This is a genomic window from Hungatella sp. L36 (assembly GCF_014288035.1).
This window is the reverse complement of sequence record NZ_JACOPC010000020.1, coordinates 1-19042: the sequence shown is the minus strand read 5'-3', so window position 1 is coordinate 19042 and position 19042 is coordinate 1. Positions and strand designations below refer to the sequence as shown.

15 protein-coding genes, 7 tRNA genes and 1 rRNA gene are annotated in these 19042 nt (G+C 49.5%); 3 read left to right on the top strand and 20 right to left on the bottom strand.

Annotation, left to right across the window (positions count from 1 at the left end):
• Positions 1 to 13 precede the first annotated feature (13 nt).
• The 3 genes from H8S80_RS29705 to H8S80_RS29695 all read right to left on the bottom strand — a co-directional run bounded on the left by H8S80_RS29705 (position 14) and on the right by H8S80_RS29695 (position 4469).
• Positions 14 to 982, bottom strand: a complete 969-nt coding sequence (locus H8S80_RS29705; RefSeq protein ID WP_002601488.1) for an ABC transporter permease — start codon at positions 980 to 982, stop codon at positions 14 to 16.
• 248 nt (positions 983 to 1230) lie between these two features.
• Positions 1231 to 3447 (bottom strand): helix-turn-helix domain-containing protein, encoded by a 2217-nt coding sequence (locus tag H8S80_RS34925; protein WP_181988032.1) that lies wholly within the window; start codon positions 3445 to 3447, stop codon positions 1231 to 1233.
• 5 nt (positions 3448 to 3452) lie between these two features.
• On the bottom strand, positions 3453 to 4469 hold the full coding sequence (locus tag H8S80_RS29695; protein ID WP_117622861.1) for an MBL fold metallo-hydrolase: 1017 nt from the start codon (positions 4467 to 4469) through the stop codon (positions 3453 to 3455).
• 159 nt (positions 4470 to 4628) lie between these two features.
• Here H8S80_RS29695 and H8S80_RS29690 point away from each other — a divergent pair, with 159 nt between their 5' ends.
• A complete protein-coding gene (locus H8S80_RS29690; protein ID WP_117622860.1) occupies positions 4629 to 5516 on the top strand; it encodes a LysR family transcriptional regulator in 888 nt (295 codons plus the stop codon).
• Between the two features lie 98 nt (positions 5517 to 5614).
• Here the strand turns inward: H8S80_RS29690 and H8S80_RS29685 are convergent, their stop codons facing one another.
• From H8S80_RS29685 to H8S80_RS29645, 9 genes are all read right to left on the bottom strand, one after another.
• Positions 5615 to 6916, bottom strand: coding sequence for a GntP family permease (locus H8S80_RS29685; RefSeq protein WP_055659575.1), 1302 nt, complete (start codon positions 6914 to 6916; stop codon positions 5615 to 5617).
• 17 nt (positions 6917 to 6933) lie between these two features.
• The gene (locus H8S80_RS34475) at positions 6934 to 8247 is read right to left on the bottom strand and encodes an SLC5/6 family protein (RefSeq protein WP_243007998.1); all 1314 of its coding nucleotides are present in this window, start codon (positions 8245 to 8247) and stop codon (positions 6934 to 6936) included.
• A gap of 85 nt (positions 8248 to 8332) precedes the next feature.
• Complete coding sequence (locus H8S80_RS29675; protein WP_117622859.1) at positions 8333 to 8890, bottom strand: hypothetical protein; 558 nt, start codon at positions 8888 to 8890, stop codon at positions 8333 to 8335.
• Positions 8883 to 10526: a medium-chain fatty-acid--CoA ligase gene (fadK, locus tag H8S80_RS29670; protein WP_117622858.1), complete on the bottom strand. Its 1644-nt coding sequence runs from the start codon at positions 10524 to 10526 to the stop codon at positions 8883 to 8885. The genes H8S80_RS29675 and fadK overlap by 8 nt, the downstream gene beginning before the upstream one ends.
• A gap of 102 nt (positions 10527 to 10628) precedes the next feature.
• Entirely contained in the window at positions 10629 to 11639 is a 1011-nt protein-coding gene (locus H8S80_RS29665; protein ID WP_117622857.1) for an electron transfer flavoprotein subunit alpha/FixB family protein, read from the bottom strand.
• A 25-nt stretch (positions 11640 to 11664) separates the two neighbouring features.
• Positions 11665 to 12453, bottom strand: a complete 789-nt coding sequence (locus H8S80_RS29660) for an electron transfer flavoprotein subunit beta/FixA family protein (RefSeq protein ID WP_025531485.1) — start codon at positions 12451 to 12453, stop codon at positions 11665 to 11667.
• Between the two features lie 11 nt (positions 12454 to 12464).
• A complete protein-coding gene (locus tag H8S80_RS29655; RefSeq protein WP_002601499.1) occupies positions 12465 to 13607 on the bottom strand; it encodes an acyl-CoA dehydrogenase family protein in 1143 nt (380 codons plus the stop codon).
• Positions 13608 to 13646: 39 nt separating this feature from the next.
• On the bottom strand, positions 13647 to 14873 hold the full coding sequence (locus tag H8S80_RS29650) for a CaiB/BaiF CoA transferase family protein (protein WP_117622856.1): 1227 nt from the start codon (positions 14871 to 14873) through the stop codon (positions 13647 to 13649).
• 126 nt (positions 14874 to 14999) lie between these two features.
• Positions 15000 to 16184, bottom strand: a complete 1185-nt coding sequence (locus H8S80_RS29645) for an acyl-CoA dehydrogenase family protein (protein WP_002601501.1) — start codon at positions 16182 to 16184, stop codon at positions 15000 to 15002.
• Between the two features lie 297 nt (positions 16185 to 16481).
• On the opposite strand from H8S80_RS29645, the gene H8S80_RS29640 reads away from it, so the two are divergent.
• Together H8S80_RS29640 and H8S80_RS29635 are read left to right on the top strand one after the other, a co-directional pair.
• The gene (locus H8S80_RS29640; protein ID WP_002601502.1) at positions 16482 to 16880 is read left to right on the top strand and encodes a PaaI family thioesterase; all 399 of its coding nucleotides are present in this window, start codon (positions 16482 to 16484) and stop codon (positions 16878 to 16880) included.
• A gap of 240 nt (positions 16881 to 17120) precedes the next feature.
• Positions 17121 to 17945, top strand: a complete 825-nt coding sequence (locus tag H8S80_RS29635) for a linear amide C-N hydrolase (protein ID WP_117622855.1) — start codon at positions 17121 to 17123, stop codon at positions 17943 to 17945.
• A gap of 55 nt (positions 17946 to 18000) precedes the next feature.
• Here H8S80_RS29635 and H8S80_RS29630 read toward each other — a convergent pair.
• The 8 genes from H8S80_RS29630 to H8S80_RS29595 form a co-directional block, all read right to left on the bottom strand.
• Positions 18001 to 18086, bottom strand: a tRNA-Leu gene (locus tag H8S80_RS29630).
• Positions 18087 to 18108: 22 nt separating this feature from the next.
• Positions 18109 to 18181: transfer RNA gene (locus H8S80_RS29625), tRNA-Val, on the bottom strand.
• 73 nt (positions 18182 to 18254) lie between these two features.
• Positions 18255 to 18328: transfer RNA gene (locus H8S80_RS29620), tRNA-Asp, on the bottom strand.
• Between the two features lie 28 nt (positions 18329 to 18356).
• Positions 18357 to 18430, bottom strand: a tRNA-Ile gene (locus tag H8S80_RS29615).
• Between the two features lie 37 nt (positions 18431 to 18467).
• A tRNA-Thr gene (locus H8S80_RS29610) sits at positions 18468 to 18540 on the bottom strand.
• 37 nt (positions 18541 to 18577) lie between these two features.
• Positions 18578 to 18649: transfer RNA gene (locus H8S80_RS29605), tRNA-Glu, on the bottom strand.
• 49 nt (positions 18650 to 18698) lie between these two features.
• Positions 18699 to 18771 (bottom strand) — tRNA-Asn (locus H8S80_RS29600).
• A 115-nt stretch (positions 18772 to 18886) separates the two neighbouring features.
• Positions 18887 to 19042, bottom strand: a 23S ribosomal RNA gene (locus tag H8S80_RS29595); the annotation flags it as partial.

Below are 19042 nucleotides of genomic sequence, written 5' to 3'. Positions count from 1 at the left end.
CTCATTTCCCGATTTAATAGAAGCCAGATTCGCCGACCGCCTTTGCCAGCCGGTTCGCTCCCAGTACCATAATCATACTGACTACGGACTTGAACATGCCTGCTGCGGTAGCCAGGGAATAGTTGCCGTTTACAACACCCTTCGTGTAAATATAGGTATCAAACACATCGGATACGGTACGGTTCATGGAATTCTGCATCAGGAAAATCTGCTCATAGCCCGTATTCAGGATCGAACCCACCTTTAAGATTAACATAATTACAATGGTTGATTTAATGGCGGGAAGCGTGATATGCCACATCTTCTGCCACCGGTTTGCCCCATCCACCTCTGCCGCTTCATATAACTGCACATCCACACCGGAAAGGGCTGCCAGGAAGATAATCGTTCCGTACCCGGTCTCCTTCCACATGTTCTGTCCCACGATCATCGGTACAAACAGTCTGGGATTGGACATGACATCCGGCGCGTTATTTCTTCCGAAGATCTCCACCAGCCAGTGATACACCAGACCGTCTGTCGTGCTGAAGAGCTGGGCAGTCAGGGCCGCTACAATAACCATGGATATAAAGTGGGGGATGTAAACCATGGTCTGAGTCACTCTCTTAAACGCCGCATTTTTGATTTCATTCAGCAGTAAGGCCAGAATAATCGGAGCTGGGAAATAAAAGATCAGGCTGGTAATGGATATTGACAGGGTATTCTTTAATAGCTGTAAGAAATCCGGCCCGGTAAAAAACTTTTTAAATACGCTGAGTCCCACAAATGGACTTTGAAGAAATGCTCCTATCATGGAGTCTCCATTGTATGGGCTGAACTCCTGAAATGCCATCACTAATCCGCCCATGGGCAGATAGTTAAAGATCAGCATGTACAGTACGCCGGGAATCAGCATAAGGTACAGCCATTTATGGGAAACCAGCGCGTGTTTGATGGTATCCGATTTGGGCCTCTGCTTTTGGTCTGCTGCCTTTTGACTCATATGTTCCTCCTATTATTTTATTTTTACGAAAGAGCTCTTTTCGTTATACAGGAAGCGTAATCTTACCCGCTCCTTTTGTGAGCTCATGGTAACACTCCTTGGAAACGTTTGTAAATAATCATTATCTGCCTGTTTTTTCACATAAAAAAAGCCCCTTATATCCCGCATATTCACGGTGTTTGTAAGGGGCTTCCTTTTTAACAGTTATCATGATATTCTCGCTGTTATCATCTTTTATTTTTAAGTTATCATCCTTCTTTATGCTTCTTTCGGAATGCAGAAGGGGTAGTTTCTTCATGGTTTTTGAAAAAGCGGATAAAGTTCTGTACATTATTATACTGAAGCTTCTCCGATATCTCCGCCACGGACAGATCGCTGGTCAGCAGCATATATTTTGCCACCTTCAGCTTCTCCTCACTGACCATGTCGGTAAAGGTGACTCCTCTTTCTTTTTTCAATACCTTAGATACGTAATTGGGCTGGTAGTTCAATGCGTCCGCACATTCGTTCAGCGTAATATTTCCCCTGGATTCTTTAATCATTGCCGTTACCTGCTTCACGATATCCGATGCCCCGGACTGGCGGAATGCAGTCAGAGAATGGGTAATCGGCCGAATGATCTCATCCATGACAAACTGAATCAGCTGTTTTTTATCGTATATCTGCGCCGCCTTGATCAGTATATTATACTGTTCACTGTCAAACACGTCGTTGATCGGCAGTGAGGCTTTTGTCAAAACATCGACAATGGCAGTCAAAAGTCTGGTCACATAGAAGTTTCTCTCGATCCCCGACGCGCCCTTCATCTCCAGGCGGCCTAGAATCAGCTCCAGAAGGCGCCTGGCTTCCTCCTCCTTGCAGCTGTCCACGGCATTGATCAGTTCATTCTCCATAATCAGGTCATAGACGTTGTTCACCGGAGCCATCAGGGAATAATCATCATAAAGCACAAGAGACGAAATCCCCTCCTCCCGATTGTGGTTCTGGCTGTGCAGTGCCTCAGAGCTCTCCTCATAAGCCTTTCGGGTATGGGTTAAATCATGGAAGGGCCGGCTGATGCCGAATGCAATATGGCAGCCGTACATCTCCTCTGCGTGATCCTTGATCCGCTTATAGACCAGGGCCGTCTTGTCATCCAGGGCAATGTCGTCATTTTCTCCGATCATGAAAATGATACAGTGTTCATAGATGATGGGTACGATGTAAAAGGATTCCCGCACCGCCTCCGGAAGCCCGGACAGAAGCTCCCGGTTCTGCCTCTCCCGCTCCTGCAGCGTAATCTCGCCCTCATCCGCCTTCGGCTTTCGGGAGATGCCGATCATCCGGTAAGACTGCCAGGATTCCATCTGATACTTCTTCTTTGTCTCTGCGATACGCTCCGGGCTCAGTCCGCCCTTCACCAGATTTGCTACAAATAATTCCTTAATCTGTACGTTCTGATCATCCACGAACTTCTGAAGCAGCAGAATCGGCTGGGAGAATCTCACCGCCGCTGCCTTTAACACGGCCAGGATCACGCCGAACAGCAGCATGACGCCAAGAGCCGCGAACACAAATACAATCCCGCCCCGTTTCATTTTGGCCATATCGTAACCGGTAATATAAGTAAGCCCATGGCTTCCCGCTTCTTTCACGGCCACCCGGTACCGTCTTCCCTCCGGTGAACGGTAAATCTGCTGGTCAGACTGTCCCTCTGTGCTGCTTCTGCGTAAATAGCTCTCTGTAAAATCAGGATTCGTCTCCATCAGCATGGAACCATTGCTTAACACAGCCACATCGTAACCCATTTTTTTATAAGACTGGGAAATGTTAAGAAGCGCATTCGTGTTGACCTGCACAGTCAGCAGATAGATCAGGTTGCCGCTGCTGTCCTGCTGCTTGATGACCAGAATCTCGCCCGACGTATCCACCATTCGGGATTCCTTCACGGTTTTATCATAAGGAGCCGGCACCCCCGTCCGGTTTAACCAGTACACCGACAGCGGAACCTTCTTCTGTTCCTCCAGAAACTGATCTGTCTCTTCGTAATTTTTCAGATAATCGTAGGGATACATCCCGTAATTATTTAAAATCCAGCCTTCCCTCACATTAATGAAATTATAAAGGCTGATGTATTTCGTCATAAAGTAATTTCCCTTCAGCAGGTTCTGGGCCTGACGCACCTCGGTATAATTGCTGTAGGGAACCTTTTGCTGTTCGATCATCCACTTAAACGTCGTATTGCTGGTACTGTCCAGATAGTATTCCCTTATGGACGAAAACAGGTTGTCATATTCTATGGATACGCTCTCACCGTAAGACTCCAACGCCTGCCGGTTCCGTTTCGTCTCCCCCTGCACATAGATCTGGTAAGAAAGAACTCCCATGATAATAAGAGGCACCATCACGAGCAAAAGGAACTGAAGAAACAGACGGTCCTCATACTTCCCGTTTTTCAAATCCAGTGGTCTCCGATTAATTTTCACGTTCTCTATCCTGCCCCTTCTGTTCGCTTCCAGTAAATAATCCCCTCCCGCTCGCATCTCTCCACAAGCCCTTCCCCATACATAAATTCCAGGCAGGAAAATGTCTTCGCCCAGATCTGAGTACAGGAGACGAAATGGCGGTAGTCGGGCGGCCCCTGGCTTCTTCCGTAGGCCCGGACGCCCACATCCCGGGTGGTCATCAGTCCTCCGTCCTCTTCCAGTATCCCTTTCATGATTTCACATTTATCCAGATAGCCGAGAATAATCCGGTTGGCTTCCTTTTCCACGTCCGCTACAGGCCCGTAATGGCACGGCAGAATCCTGCAGTCCGCGTACCGGTGCTTCATATCACCGAGGGACTCCATATAGCATTTTAAAAGTCCCAGATCCTTCTGCTGGCTGCCCACGATCGGCACGATGGTCGTCATGATCTGATCCCCGCAAAACAGGAATCCGTGTCTCTTCTCATGGAGACCGCACTGCCCAAACGTATGACCCTTTAAAGAAACGACATCGAACTGATACTCCCCATATTCCAGTGTCTGGCCGGGATGAACCGGGATAAAGGGGAAGTCCTGGGCCTTTCCCCGCTCCGCGTAGGCGCGCCCGGTGTATTCCATAATAGCCTGATAGACGTCCGGAGTATCCTTCTTCGTCACGCCCACGATCCGCAGATTCTGTATACGCGACTCCTCATCCGCCAGGTAACAGTGAAGCAGATCCGCCCGCTTCCTGGTCTCCTCCGGATTCATGTACACGCTTGCCCCCAGCTCCTGCAACGCCGGCACAAGCCCCGTATGGTCCGGATGGTCGTGGGTAATGAACACGTCCAGTTCCTTATAGGAGACGCCCAGAGAGTCCACCATACCGCGCAGAATCTCCCAGTCCCGTTCAAACCGAAAAGAGGTATCCACCATCAGACTGCGTCCGGGCTGCCGGATCAGATAGAGATTGCGCGGACTCATGTGACGGTCAGAATAGGAAATCGTCTCCTGAAACAGATTGTCGTAAATCTCCTGCATATTGTCTCCCCCTCTCATCGCTGTTATTTTCCGCTGATAACCTCCATTGTAAAAACTTTCCGGGCAAATGTCAAATAGATTTCCCGGCTGTGCCGCTGTTTACTGGCTTTTCCATTGTTCATCCTGTATAATAAGTATATCGATTTATTGGAGGGGCTTATGAACTTACCACAACTGTACTATTTTCGAAAACTGGCTGAAGTCCAGCACTACACGGAGGCAGCCAAGGCACTTTATATTACGCAGCCCAGCTTAAGCGATTCCATCGCATCTCTGGAGAAGGAACTGGGGGTATCCCTCTTCCAGAAAAAGGGGCGTAATATCCAGCTCACCAAATACGGGGAAGAATTTTATCAGTACGTCAGCGAATCCCTGAGTATCCTGGAGCACGGCATCTCCCTGATCAAGGAGAAATCAGGTCATATCAGCGGCTCCATCGATATCGGATGCATTCCCACCCTGTTAGGTGACTTTTTACCGGAGGCGCTGGATCTTTATCAGGAGAAGAATCCGCTTGCCACGCTCAATATCTATCACGGAATGTCCATCGAGGTGGCGCAGGGCGTTTCCTGCGGTAAATATGACATCGGCTTCTGTTCCATGGTGGACGGCATGCCCGACCTGGTCTTCGTCCCCATCACCTATCAGGAGCTGATCGCCATCGTCCAGGACAACCACCCGCTGGCCAGCCGGGGAGCCATGTATCTGTCCGACCTAAAGGACTACAGGCTGACCACCTACCGGGACACGATTCCCATCGGCAAGGTTGTCCGCAAGCTTCTCAAAGAAAAAGGAGTGGAGGCCGTCTATTCCTACGATGACGAAATCTCCATTGCAGGCAGGATTTCCAAGTCCTCAAAAGTGGCCATCGTGGCCGATACCCCCTATTTGAGGCAGTTTAACAATCTTGCCAAGGTCCGGCTTCTCGATGTTCCAAAGGACACCCGCATGATTTACATGGTCTACAGCAATAAAAACTTCATTACCTCAGCCGTGGAAGCCTTTGCGAACTTCATGGTCGCCCACTGCTTAAATATGCCGGAATAAGACTCACTTACACGTAACGCCTGACTGATACGCAAAAAGGAACCGCCCTCTGCTCTATAAACCAGAGGAACGGTTCCTTTTCTCATATTCACAAAATACTAAAATACAAATCCAAAGGTAGCCATCAAGGCGATTATCAATCCCGCTGCCGCTGCCGGAATCGTGGTCCCCAGAATAATATGCTTATAGCTTTCCTTCAGGCTGCATCCGCAGATGGACATTGTAAGAATCGCCACGGAAGAGTTAGGCAGCTTATTTAAGATCAGGGCCGACTCTGTCACGATTCTGTGCAGGGCCTGGACATTGACTCCCATATCCACAAACGCCTGACCAAAGCTCTCCAGGAAAATGGTTTCACCGGAGATTGCAGAACCGGTCAGACCGGTCAGAACCGCGGTTCCGAAATACGCCTTTAAATATACCGGCATATTCATGGATAAAACGGCCTGCTGCAGCTCTTTAAATGCAGGTGACAGGCTGAGTACCTTGGAGAGTCCCATAACCGCGGCAACCGTCAGCATGGAGTTCAGTCCGGATCCCGCGCCCGTTTTAGCGGAGGACTTGATGTTTTCAATATGCTTGAACTGAGTCGCCATAATCAGCAGAATACCTACGGTCAGCGAAAACAGGATACTGGTGGAGGTTCCCCAGCTGGAGGTCGCCACTACAATGCCGAACACCACGATGAACGGAAGCACCGACATCCCAATGCCGGGAAGCTCTTCATCGCTCATAACCTTGTTGGAGCTGGTATACATGGCCAGCAGCTCCTCATTCGTATGCTTCTTATGGCTCTGCGCCTGTGCATAGTTGAAATATAAGAAGTAGCACACAGCCAGGATCACGGTAAACACCAGAGATAATAGCGGTGCCGATCCCAGAGACGTTCCCAGATAACCGCTGGGCAGTACGTTACAGATATCCAGGGTATACATAAAACCATTGGCAGAAGCTCCGCCGCCCAGCAGCATGAATGGAAGCAGCCGGCGGTCCATCTTGTTTTCACGAAGCAGATTGTCTGCGATCGGATACAGTACAAACACCATGATATAGCCGTTGATGCCTAAGAGGGTGATAAAAAAGGTACAGATCAGGATGACCAGACCCACCATTTTAGCTCCCAGCTTCTGCGTCAGCCACTTGGCGATTTTTGTGGCCAGTCCGGTTTCCAGCACCAGCTGTCCGAAGATGCCTCCCATCCCCAGGATCAGGAACCAGGAAGTTACGAAACCGCCGGCGCCGCCGGAGAATGTGGTAAGAAGACCGTCGGACAGGCTGAGCTGACTGCTCAATAAGATAATTACCGCCGTGATTACGGTGGCGCAGATCATGTCAATCCCCTTGATGATCATGACTACTAAGAGAGCAATGGCAAAGATAAGACCCATTGTTGCTAACATAAAAATACCTCCATCATTTATTTTTTAGTTCCGGCCTGCACTTTCCTGCCGCTGTCGTACTCTCTGTCCGGCCATCCGATTATCACATTTATCACCGTGGGAAGGATGAGGGTGAATAAATTGATATAGGATGCCGCGGTCAGTCCCTTGGATACCAGTGCCGTAAGCCCCGCCTGGGAAATCACCCAGGTAAGACAGATATAGACAAAGGTAAGGACAGCTCCCCGCCGGTTGCGCTTAGCTTCAGAAACCTTCGGATCTTCCCCGGTCTTTTTCTGATACCAGTTCAGAGCACGGTCGTTAAAGCCCTGTGCATAGTTGATCGCCGTGGAGATTGTTGCAAAAAAGATTGCTATGGTAAGCAGCGTCAGAGAAATCGCCTTGACGGCGCCGCCCGCCCAGCCGTTCTGTACCACCAGGATTGTATACACGGCTTTTCCATTTGCCCATCCATCGTAAACCGCACTGTAGTTTCCCGCCAGGTTAATGGCGTTCATCTCCAGGAATACCCAGTTTACAATCACGGACAGGATCACCGCCCTGCGCAGAGTTTTCTTGTTGTTAAACAGCTGCGCATGATTGACGTACGCGCCGAATCCAGCCAGATTCTGACCGGAAAAGATATAGGCCCATACAAATGCAATGAAAAGATATTTTAAAAAGCTGCCCGCGCCCGATGCAATTCCGGCCTCCATGCTGCTGCTCATAACAGCCATCTCATTTGCCAGTTTTCCGCTCCCGATATTGAAAATAAGGTTTGGAACGTGAACGACAACCAGGGCAATAAAGATAACAGCACTCATGAACACTGCGTTCTTGCGGACCAGCTCCGTGCCTTTCATACAGAGAAGAAACATGATAATTCCTACAATAAAAGTGGTCCATATGTACGGAATCCCTGTCAGCTCCTTGAGGGCTGAGCCGGAGGTGGAATAGGCCAGTGCCATACATACGATGAGCAGCCAGTTAAAATTCAGCTCATACACGATCTGCATCGGTTTTGCCAACACGCCTCCCCAGAATCTGGAACCGTATTTTTCAAGGAAATTCCCATAGTCAAAGGTTCTGAAATCCATGGCGAATTTCATGAAGAAATAGATAATAAAGCAGTTGATCGCCGCCACCACAAGAGGCATCAGCAGGCAGAAGTAAGGCTGTGTCACCTCCGGAAGCATACCGTAAAATCCTGTGTTCTGGAAAAAATAAGTCCAGGGTGTGGAGCCTGACGCAAAACCGCCTCCGCACTGCGAGCTGAATGCAATGGATACAAACACCAGCACTGCTCTCCAGTCCACCGCTGTCCCGCCACTTCCGACATTTTCGCTTTTCATCTGTAAACCCTCCTCGATTATATTTAACAGACGTCATTGCATGAGTTCTGTTAATTTATTAACAAATAAATCTAAAAAAATCCCCCTACCTCTCCGTTTCCATTTCCCGTGTCTGCCAGTGGGCTGTCATTCTGTCCAGCGGCATTTCCAATAGTCCCGTCCCCTCTGAATATGCGTAAACCGTAAAGCCCCTCTTACAGCGGAACACGCATTCCAGACAGGGATCTTCATCGCAGTAGCAGAACGCATCCGTGTCTGCCAGTGCAAATACCATGGGGGAACGTTTTTCCTTCATCACGTATTTTAGATAACCGCCCGTGAAGGTCTTCAAATAAATCCACTGCGGTGCGCACTCCTGTTTTTTCGTTTTCCAGGATACCTTTACCGCGTTGTCGTTATAGCCGCCGGTAATCTGGTAACTGAGTTCTAATAACTCCTTTGCCTCCCCGGCGTCTGTCGGCGCCAGGCGCTCTGCTTCCACATTACAGCAGAGAATCTTCTTCTCCTCAAGCGCCTGGCCTCCGGTAACTGGAAATAAGCTGTTACAGCTTCTGCAGCGATAAAATACGACATCCGGACACTGATCCGCGCGTGGTTTTCTGGTATCCCGGCACCTTCTCGGTCCAAATTTCTGCTCAATCATTGCGTTCCGGGCCCTCCATTCTTTTTTCCAGTTCCTCTTTTAACAGATACTTCTTCACCTTTCCGCTGCCCGTATGGGGAATACGGTCAATCAGCTCCAGCCTCTCCGGCCAGAACCGTTTCGGGACGCCGTTCTGGCAGAGCCATCCGGTCACGTCCTCCAGCTTCAGATGTTCAAATCCCGGCAGCGGAACGGCAAAGGCGCAGATTCTCTCGCCCAGCCGGTCGTCCGGCATTCCGATCACCGTGTGGTCGCCCATTCCCGGACAGCCCTCCAGCCGGTCATTGATCTCGTTGGAATTCAAATTCTCGCCGCCGCGGACGATCATATCCTTCTTTCTTCCAATAATGCGAATATTACCCGCTTCATCCATGACGCACAGATCACCGCTGTGAAACCATCCGTCATCATCCAGGGCACTGTCCGTAATCTTCTTATCCTTTAGATATCCCACAAATACATTGGGCCCTCTGGAAAGCTCTTCTCCCGGTACCCCGGGCGGCACATCGTTTCCCTCGTCATCCACGACGCGGATCTGGACGCCTTCTACCGGCCGGCCGGAAGTGGTTCCGTTTAATTCGAGGGCCTCATCAGGCCGTACAAACACGTGGGGGACACTTTCCGTCGAACCGTAGACCTCGCAGAGCAGGATTCCGAAGCTCCATGCCTTCCGTACCATATATCCCGGCACCGGAGCGCCTCCGCAGAGGTATAGCTTCAGAAACGGCAGTTCTCCGCCTCCGTTCTCCAGTTCCCGGAGAATGTCATAGATAAATGGCGTAGCGCCCATGGAGAAGGTACACCGCTCCCGGTTCATCAGATCAATGGCCTCGCGGCAGCGGTACTTCTGCTGAAGCACCACCTTGGCCCCGATCAGCATGGGAGCGATCAGCCCGTGATGGAAGCCCGTTGCATGATTTAACGGCGCAGGCATGAACATGATATCCTCACTGGTCAGCCCCAGCTCTCTGGTAAATACCTCCTCGCTGTAGCGGATATTATTGTGGGTGAGCAGCACTCCCTTCGTCCCGCTGGTCGTCCCGGAGGTGCAGAGAATCAGCGCCAGATCCTCACCTGTCCGTCTGATCTCCTGCTTTTCCGTATCCGCCTGGTCCATAATTTCCGTAAACGCCAATACCCCGTTTCCCTCCGGCTTCTCACCGCCCACGATGACGACACAGGACAGCGACGGAATGCGTTCTCTCACAGCCAGAATCCGGCTTGCATAATCCGTTTTATGAAAAAAGGAGGGGCCGAAGTAAACCTTAGACTCCGTTAAATTCATGCTCCGGATCAGTTCCTTTTCCTCATAGGACATGGCGATGGGATGGGCTACGGCCCCGGTCATAAAGCAGGCGATGGTCACCACCACGAACTCGCTCCAGATGGGGAGCTGGAACGATACCGCGTCTCCCGGCAAAACCCCCTGCTTCCGGAGAAAGGCCGCCACTTTTGACGCGGCCTCATCCATCTGCCGGTAGGTATACCGATTCCCCCTGTCATCCACCACATATTCCCGTTCGGAATACTTCTTCACGGATTCTTTCCAACAGTCCAGCAGCGTGATATCCTTCCAGTAGCCCTCGGAAAGATACTTTTCCCGCTGGATGGCATTGATCTTCATCTCATCAATCATGACCCGTCTCCTATACCTTTTTGCGTGCATCCTGCCAGACCACGCCTGCCATCAGCGCATGTACTGCGGTATGCTCTGCGGTACGCTCTAAGGAACGCTTCCTCATCCCTGCTGTCTTGCCTTTAACTCCTTCACAAGAGCCGGAACAATCTCGAACACGTCGCCTACGATGCCGTAATCCGCCACCTCGAAGATCGGCGCCGTGTCATCCTTATTGATCGCCACAATAGTTCCGGAGCCGCTCATGCCCGCCACATGCTGGACTGCGCCGGATATGGCGCAGGCGAAGTAGATCTTCGGAGTTACCGTGGTTCCCGTCTGCCCTACCTGTTTGGACTGCGGCATCCATCCCGAATCGACCGCTGCCCTGGAGCATCCGACCGTTCCGCCAAGCACGTCTGCCAGTTCCTTCAACACTTTGAAATTCTCTCCATTCTTCATGCCGCGGCCGCCGGATACGATCACCTCCGCGTCCTGAAGCGGGATATCGTTGTCCTCACACGCCTTAATAAAATCAATCACCTTAGTCCTGATCTCGCTTTCCGGTGTGTGGATCGGTTCCATGATGATCTCCGGCTTGTTGTCCATCACCTTCTCCGGCTTCTTAAATGCGCCCGGTCTGCAGGTACCCATCTGCGGCCTTGTCTCGCTGCACAGAATCTGTGCGTAAAGATTTCCGCCAAATGCAGGCCGTTCCCAGACCACATTTCCGGTCTCCTCGTCTACGCTAAGTGCTGTACAGTCTGCGGTCAGACCCGTACGCAGGCTGACTGCAATCTTAGAGCCCAAATCCCTGCCGTTCACGGTTGCTCCCACCAGAATCGTATTGGGATCATACTTTTCGCAGAGCTTTAAGAATACATTTCCATAAGCATCAGCGGAGTAATTCTCATATTCATCTCCCTTTACCACGTAAATCTTATCCGCGCCGTACTCGCCGGCCTCCTTCACCGCCTCATCCACATCCTTTGCGATGACTACGGCACATAACTTCTGCTTTAAGCCGTCCGCCAGCTTTCGTCCCTGGCCAAGCAGCTCAAGGCCCACGCTTTTAGGCTGACCCTGGAAGCATTCGATAAATACCCATACGTCCTTACATGTATCAAAACTCATCTCTCGCGACCTCCTTTTGCCGTCCTTAAAGTACTTTTGCCTCTGTCAGCCTGTCAATCAGGGTCCCTGCGGTCTCCGCCGGGCTGCTGCCTTCAATGTTCATGCAGTTTGCATTTCTCTTTGGCGTAAAAGTTGCTTTTACCTTAGTGGGGGAACCCTTTAAGCCCATCTTAGTCGTATCGGAACCCGGCAGACTCGCCAGAGTGATCTCTCCGATCTCTGCTCTCAAGGATGTGAGCACGCCCTTGATGGTAGCGTATCTGGGTTTATTGCTCTCCTTTGTCGCGGTACAAAGCACCGGAAGGCTGGCCTCGATAACCTCCACGCCCTCTTCCACCTGGCGTCTGGCGATCACCTTATCGCCCTCGACCTCCATATCGAGAATATACGTCAGCCTGACTGCGCCTAAATGCTCCGCAATACTGGGGGCTGTCTGTCCCGTATCTCCGTCGATGGCCTGTTTGCCGCCCAGGATTACATCGAACCCGCCCAGCATCTGAATCGCCTGAGACAGAATATAACTGGTAGCATACGTATCGGAACCGCCAAAGGCGCGGTCGGTAACGAGATACGCCTCATCAGCTCCCATGGCCAGCGCTTCCCGGAGCACTGCCTTCGCCTGAGGCGGTCCCATGGAAATCACGGTCACTTTTCCGCCGTAGCGGTCCTTCAGCTGAAGGCCTGTTTCCAGCGCATTTTTATCAAAAGGGTTCATGATACTCGGCACGCCGGTACGAATCAGCGTATTTTTCACCGGATCAATCTTGATCTCAGTGGTATCCGGAACCTGTTTTATACAAACAACGATATTCATCTTCATTCCTCCTATTTATATTCCTTATCCAATACGCCTGCAATCGTCATTCTCTGGATCTGGTTCGTTCCCTCAAAGATCTGGAATACCTTGCAGTCTCTCATGAGTTTTTCCACCGGATACTCTTTGCTGTAGCCGTATCCGCCAAAGATCTGAACCGCGTTGGAGGTCACTTCCTGTGCACAGTCGGACACAAAGGTCTTACAAATGGAGCCTTCCTTCTGTACCATGATTCCCTGATCCATCATCCGCATGGTGTTATTCACCAGACACCTGGATGCTTCAATCTTAATTGCCATGTCGGCCAGCATCTGCTGTACCATCTGGAATTTAATAATAGGGGTGTTAAACTGTTTTCTTTCCTTTGCATACTTCACGGATTCATCCAGCGCCCGCTGCATGATTCCCACAGCCAGAGTCGCCACAAAGGCTCTGGATAAGTTCAGCGCGTTTAAGGCCAGCTTGAACCCGGAGCCCTCAGGACCCACCATGGCGGAAGCCTTCACGCGGACGTTTTCGAAAATCAAGTCCGTAGTGTTGGAAAGCCTGAGCCCCATCTTGTTCTCATGGGCTCCTACGGTAACGCCTTCTGCATCCGCATCGATGATAAATGCGGACATGCCTCTGTGTCCTGCCGCCGGATCCGTTTTAAAGAATCCCACGAAGACATCGGCCAGAGCGCCGTTGGTGATAAATGTCTTGGTTCCGTTTAAAATATATTCGTCCCCGTCCTTCACCGCCGTGGCGCGCATAGCCGCGGGGTCAGAACCGGCATTCGGCTCCGTCAGGGCAAATCCGGCAAATCCGCCGGGGGCAATCTTATCTGCAAAATACTGTCCCTGCTCCTTCGTTCCGGCAAGGATTACATTTCTAAGCGCCACGAACGTGGTTACAAAGGTGATGGCGTAGCCCGCGTCCACCTTTGCCAGCTCCTCAAAAATCATGGCGGTGGTCTCATAGCTTAAACCGGTTCCACCGTATTCCTCCGGGATTTCCAGCATGTGAAGTCCCATATCGAATCCCCATTTAAACAGCTCTCTCGGACACTCCCCTTTCTCGTCCGCGTCCTTTACATGAGGTTTTATTTCATTTTCTGCCATCTCCCTTACAAGAGCAAGCAGCGCTTTCTGTTCTTCGGTGTAAAGTAAGCTCATGTTATTTTCACTTTCCCCTTTCTGGTTGTTCGTTGTTCATTACAGTGGTTTCAGTCCTGTCGCGCCTTCTGCGGCTCCGGAAGCAATGATTTCGCTGATCTGTTCGTCACTGTATCCCAGCTGCTTCATAATCTCCACCGTATGGGCGCCCTGCATGCCTCCGATCACATAGTCCGGTTTGCCCAGAGATGCAAAGCCTACGGGGTTGGTCGGCATGATCTTTCCGCCTGACGGATAAGGAATCTTCGTCAGCACATCGTTGGCCCACGCCTGCTCATCCTCATAGATATCCAGCGGCTCATATGCGGCTTCACACGGCATATCATTTTCCTTTAACATCTTCATTAAGTCTTCTCTGTCAATCTTTGCAATGGCTGCATCCAGCACATCGGTCACGTCTTTATTCAAATGGTTGCTGTTGACATCCGCGCAGTGACGGTACTGCTCTTTTTCCAGCATTTCCGGACAGCCCAGGAGCGTGAACATCTTCTCATAATCGCGGTCGTACTCCGGACAGCAGATGCAGACCCACTTGTTGTCTCTGGTGCGGAATACATTATTAAATGGATTTGGAACTTCTTTTCTGCTCTTCGGGTACTGGTTTCCGTACTGTGCGGAGATCAGGCCTGTGCTCAGCGCATAGACAGCCGCGTGATGCAGTCCGATGGTGACCTTGTCTCCCTCGCCGGATTTCTCTCTGCGGTACAGAGCCGCACAGATGCCGGACGCCAGAGCCATGGCAACCTGGAAATCTCCGAAACCATTGGTCGGAATCATGGGAGCGTCGCCGCGGTTTACCGTAGTTCCAAACACGCCGCCTCTCGCCATGTAACACGTCACGTCGAAGCCCGCCGTATCCTTTTCCGGTCCCTTTTCCCCGTATCCCAGAACCTGGGCGAAAATCAGCTTCGGAAACCTCTCCTTTAAAGTATCGTAGTCCAGTCCCAGCTTTACCAGGGATTTCGTTCTCGTATTGGTTACGAATACGTCCGCTTCCTCCAGAAGCTTATAACAAACCTCCATCCCCTTTTCTGTCTTCAGGTTCAGAGTGATAAATTTCTTATTTAAGTTTGCCACATCAAAGGCCAGGTTCTCGTCGTCGGTAAACGGCATGTTAAACACGGCGCCCTGAGTCCTGGCAGGATCTCCTTTGTGTGATTCGATCTTGATACAGTCGGCTCCCCATTCGCCAAGTACGCGAACCGTGGTAGGGGCTGCCAGATATGTGGTTAAATCCACTACTTTTACGCCTTCTAATGGTTTCATTGTCTTCCCTCCATATATGGAAAAGGGTCGGCAGGTCCGGAGTATGAACCTGATGACCCTTTTGTGTCAGATATCTTCGGTTTCAAAGCGGCTTGCCCGAAATAGCTTTAAAATACTGAATCAGCTTTAGACCACGTATTCGATATGAGCGCCGTGTTTAATGGTGTTTCTGGAAATTGTAATTCTCTGTACAGTCGGAGCACCTTCCTCTAACCACATCGCGCGGCAGTCACGGTAGAGACGCTCAACCGGGCCGTACTTGCAGTCTTCAAAGTATCCGACACCGCCGAAGATCTCCAGCATTTCATCGCTGACTCTTCTGGTTGTATCGATGCTGTACAGCTTACACATAGCAGCTTTTTCTTCGATATATTCGCCGGTTGGATTCTCCATATAGGATTTAGCAAAATCGTAAACCATGCAGCGAAGTGCGTGTACCATCATGGACATATCTGCAATCTTGCAGCGGATTGCCTGACGTGTTCCGATCGGCTTTCCGAAGGTTACACGGTCAGCGGCATACTGTAAGGACAGTTCCAGCATTCTCTGTGCCATACCTAAGTTGCTGGCAGCAATGTGAGCACGGGATACGGATAAGGAGTGCATGGCAATCTCCAGTCCCTGTCCCTCTTTGCCTAAGAGGTATTTCTTGTCGATGCGGCAGTCTGTGAATTTCAGCTCGCCATGGCCGGCTCCGCGGCATCCCATCATATGAGGCATGTTGATCACTTCAAATCCGGGAGCGTCCATTGGAACGAAGAATGCGGACAGTCTGTCATTCTTATCGGATTCCGGATTGGTTACTGCGATTACATAAGCAAATTCGCAGCAGTCGGTATGGGAAATCAGTGTCTTCTCACCGTTTAATACGTAAGAATCGCCATCTCTCACTGCGATGGTATGTAAGTCAGCGCCGGTACCGCCGGTCGCCTCTGTCAGTGCGAAACAGGTAAATACTTCCTTGTTCTGGAACTTCGGCATATACTCAGCCTTTACTTCCTCATTGCCGTAATCGTCGAGAATTCTCCAGTTTAAATCCATTGCATAGTGAAGATGCATTCTCATTCCGCCCGGTCCTCTGGAGAATTCCTCCTGAACCTGTAAAATCTCCAGCTCGTTCAAACCGTATCCGCCGTACTCCTCAGGAAGGGAGCAGCGATATAAATCGTTCTGGATTGCTAAGTCGTAGAACTCCTGAGGAAACTTATTGGTTACTTCCACTTCCTTCTGGATTTCCTCAAGGGGACCCTCTGCCAGCTCACGGATCTGTTTTAAATACGCCTGGAATTCTTCATTGGATAACTTGCTCATTTGATATATCCTCCTTATTTATTCTTGTTAAATATTTTTTTAACAATCTTGATAAATCCATTATAGCCTGTAGCGAAGGAAATATCCAATCGGCCCTGTCCGTGATAATTCCGATAATTGATAGTTAAAACCTATGATTCCTTTTTCCTGTTGTAAATGGATTTTTGCAATGATATAGTATAGCCTGAAGTCACTGCGCTAAGCTCGAAAAGACCTCGCCAAGCGCCAGTGACATGTATCGCACGTAAGCGGCCAAAAGACGTCCGCTAAGTGCTCATAACGAGGAGGTATGCATACATGAGACCAGAGATAATGGACGGCATTCTGAGACATATTCATCCGATCGGAGGCATAGAAAACGCCAGGCTTTTGGAGGTCTCTCCGGGCCACGCGAAACTCTCCATGGAAATTACTCAGGAAGCCTTAAATCTTTACGGAAATGTTCACGGCGGATTTTTATTCTCTCTCTGTGATATGGCGGCAGGAATGTCCACTTACGCCTGCGAGACCACCAATGTCACGGAATGCAGCAGCATCAATTTCTTAAGAGGGGTGAATACCGGAACCATCTATATAGAATCCAACGCCATACACAAAGGCCGGAAAACCGTTGTCAATCAGGTAACCGTCACCAACGACGCCGGCAAACTGGTGGCATCCGCAAGCTTTACGATGTTTTTAATCGCACCGGTCTAGGTGAATTTCCCAACTACATTCAGCACGAAAAATACAGCCAGCCATAACGTAATCCAACCTCTGTCTGCTAGACAAAGACCGGTTCACGTCATGGCTGGCTGCCTTTTAAAGCTTAAGCCTGCGCGGAGCATTTTCGAATCAGAAACATGTTGTAGGTTGAACCTTCGATATACCTGATGATATCATATAGTTAGAAGCCATATAATATCACAAACTCATGTATGAAAAGGAGGTTTCAAAATGTGTACAAGTTTTGCAGTATACCATCAAAAAAAGGCTGTTTACGGAATGAATTTCGATACCGATGAAATTGATTTAAAACTAATAGTCAATCGTTATCATGATAAGAACTTATTTTACTTTTCAGCCCTGTTAGAAAACAAATACAGGGATATCGCCGGTATGAACAGTGAGGGGCTTTTTATCTGTACGCAGGCCGTAGAATATGGTCAGGGCTTTCAATCAGGCTGTGACGAAAATGATTGGTATGCCTTTGATATTCTTGATGAGGTGCTAAAGAAAACAGGAAAAGCATCAGAATTTTTTGAAGTTCTCAATAAAAGAGTAATCTCGTATCCCAGAAATCCATTATACCCCGATCTAGGGCTGCATACTATGATCGCTGATAAAACCGGGGATGCATTTATTCTGGAAGAGGGAAATGATACAAACAGAATAACCCCTGTTTCGGGTGATTTTATTGTCATGACTAATTTTCCAAACGGAAATTTTAAGGAAGCAGATTATAATAAGGTACATGGGATCGGAGCTGACAGATATATTTGTGCTTATGAATATATACAGAAACATATTCATAGCTTTGGAATCAATGAAGCCTTCGAAGCTTTAAACAAAACCAGCCAGAAGAATACGCTCTGTTCAATCGTATATGATCCCTTAGAGAACGAAATTTATATCAGTTTTAAGAAAGATCTGAGCAAAAGATGGAAAATCTCTATGATCGAAAAAACAATCCAGTCAACGGATGGATTGTTAAGCAGCAATAAAATCCAATTTACAAATGAAGAGATACTTGTGAATGATCTTATTCGCTTATATAAATGAGAAGCAAAAAAGCTTGAAACTCTCCTAAACAGAGACTTTCAAGCTTTTTCATTCATGCCGGCGACCGGAATCGAACCGGTACGGGCGATTAGGCCCGCAGGATTTTAAGTCCTGTGCGTCTGCCAGTTCCGCCACGCCGGCATATCATGATTTCTCATGAAAATGGGACCTACAGGGCTCGAACCTGTGACCCTCTGCTTGTAAGGCAGATGCTCTCCCAGCTGAGCTAAGATCCCGTTTTTGTAACATGCTGTGAAACGATACAACATATGCTGGTAGTGAATGCTGCATCAAAATGTTTCATGCAAACGACCCGGATGGGATTCGAACCCACGACCTCCGCCGTGACAGGGCGGCGCTCTAACCAGCTGAGCCACCAGGCCAGATTTCAAATATTTAGTTCAGTGTTAGTGGACCTTCGGGGACTCGAACCCAGGACCGACCGGTTATGAGCCGGTTGCTCTAACCAACTGAGCTAAAGGTCCTAAATATTGTAATCTGATTACTATTTAGTTGTCACTAAGCCGATGATCGGACTCGAACCGATAACCTGCTGATTACAAATCAGCTGCTCTGCCAATTGAGCCACATCGGCATTCTCATTCCTCCCTGCATATGCCTGGTGGAACAAATGACCCCAACGAGATTCGAACTCGTGTTACCGCCGTGAAAGGGCGATGTCTTAACCGCTTGACCATGGGGCCTTATAAATTCGTATCTGCTGAGTCTGAAATACAAAGAAGTATTTCAAAACTCCCCGAGTAGGACTTGAACCTACGACAGCGCGGTTAACAGCCGCGTGCTCTACCGACTGAGCTATCGAGGATTATTATACCATGAGGTATCCTCTATTTCAAGGCATATACCCTCAAAACCACACATTGTACATATCTTTTCATCCGTTCTTACTTCCTCTGCCATTTCTGACAACCTAAACCAACTTGGTTAAGCCCTCGACCTATTAGTGACAGTCAGCTGCACATGTTGCCATGCTTCCACCTCTGCCCTATCTACCTCGTCGTCTTCAAGGGGTCTTACTCTTGCGATGGGATATCTCATCTTGAGGGGGGCTTCACGCTTAGATGCCTTCAGCGTTT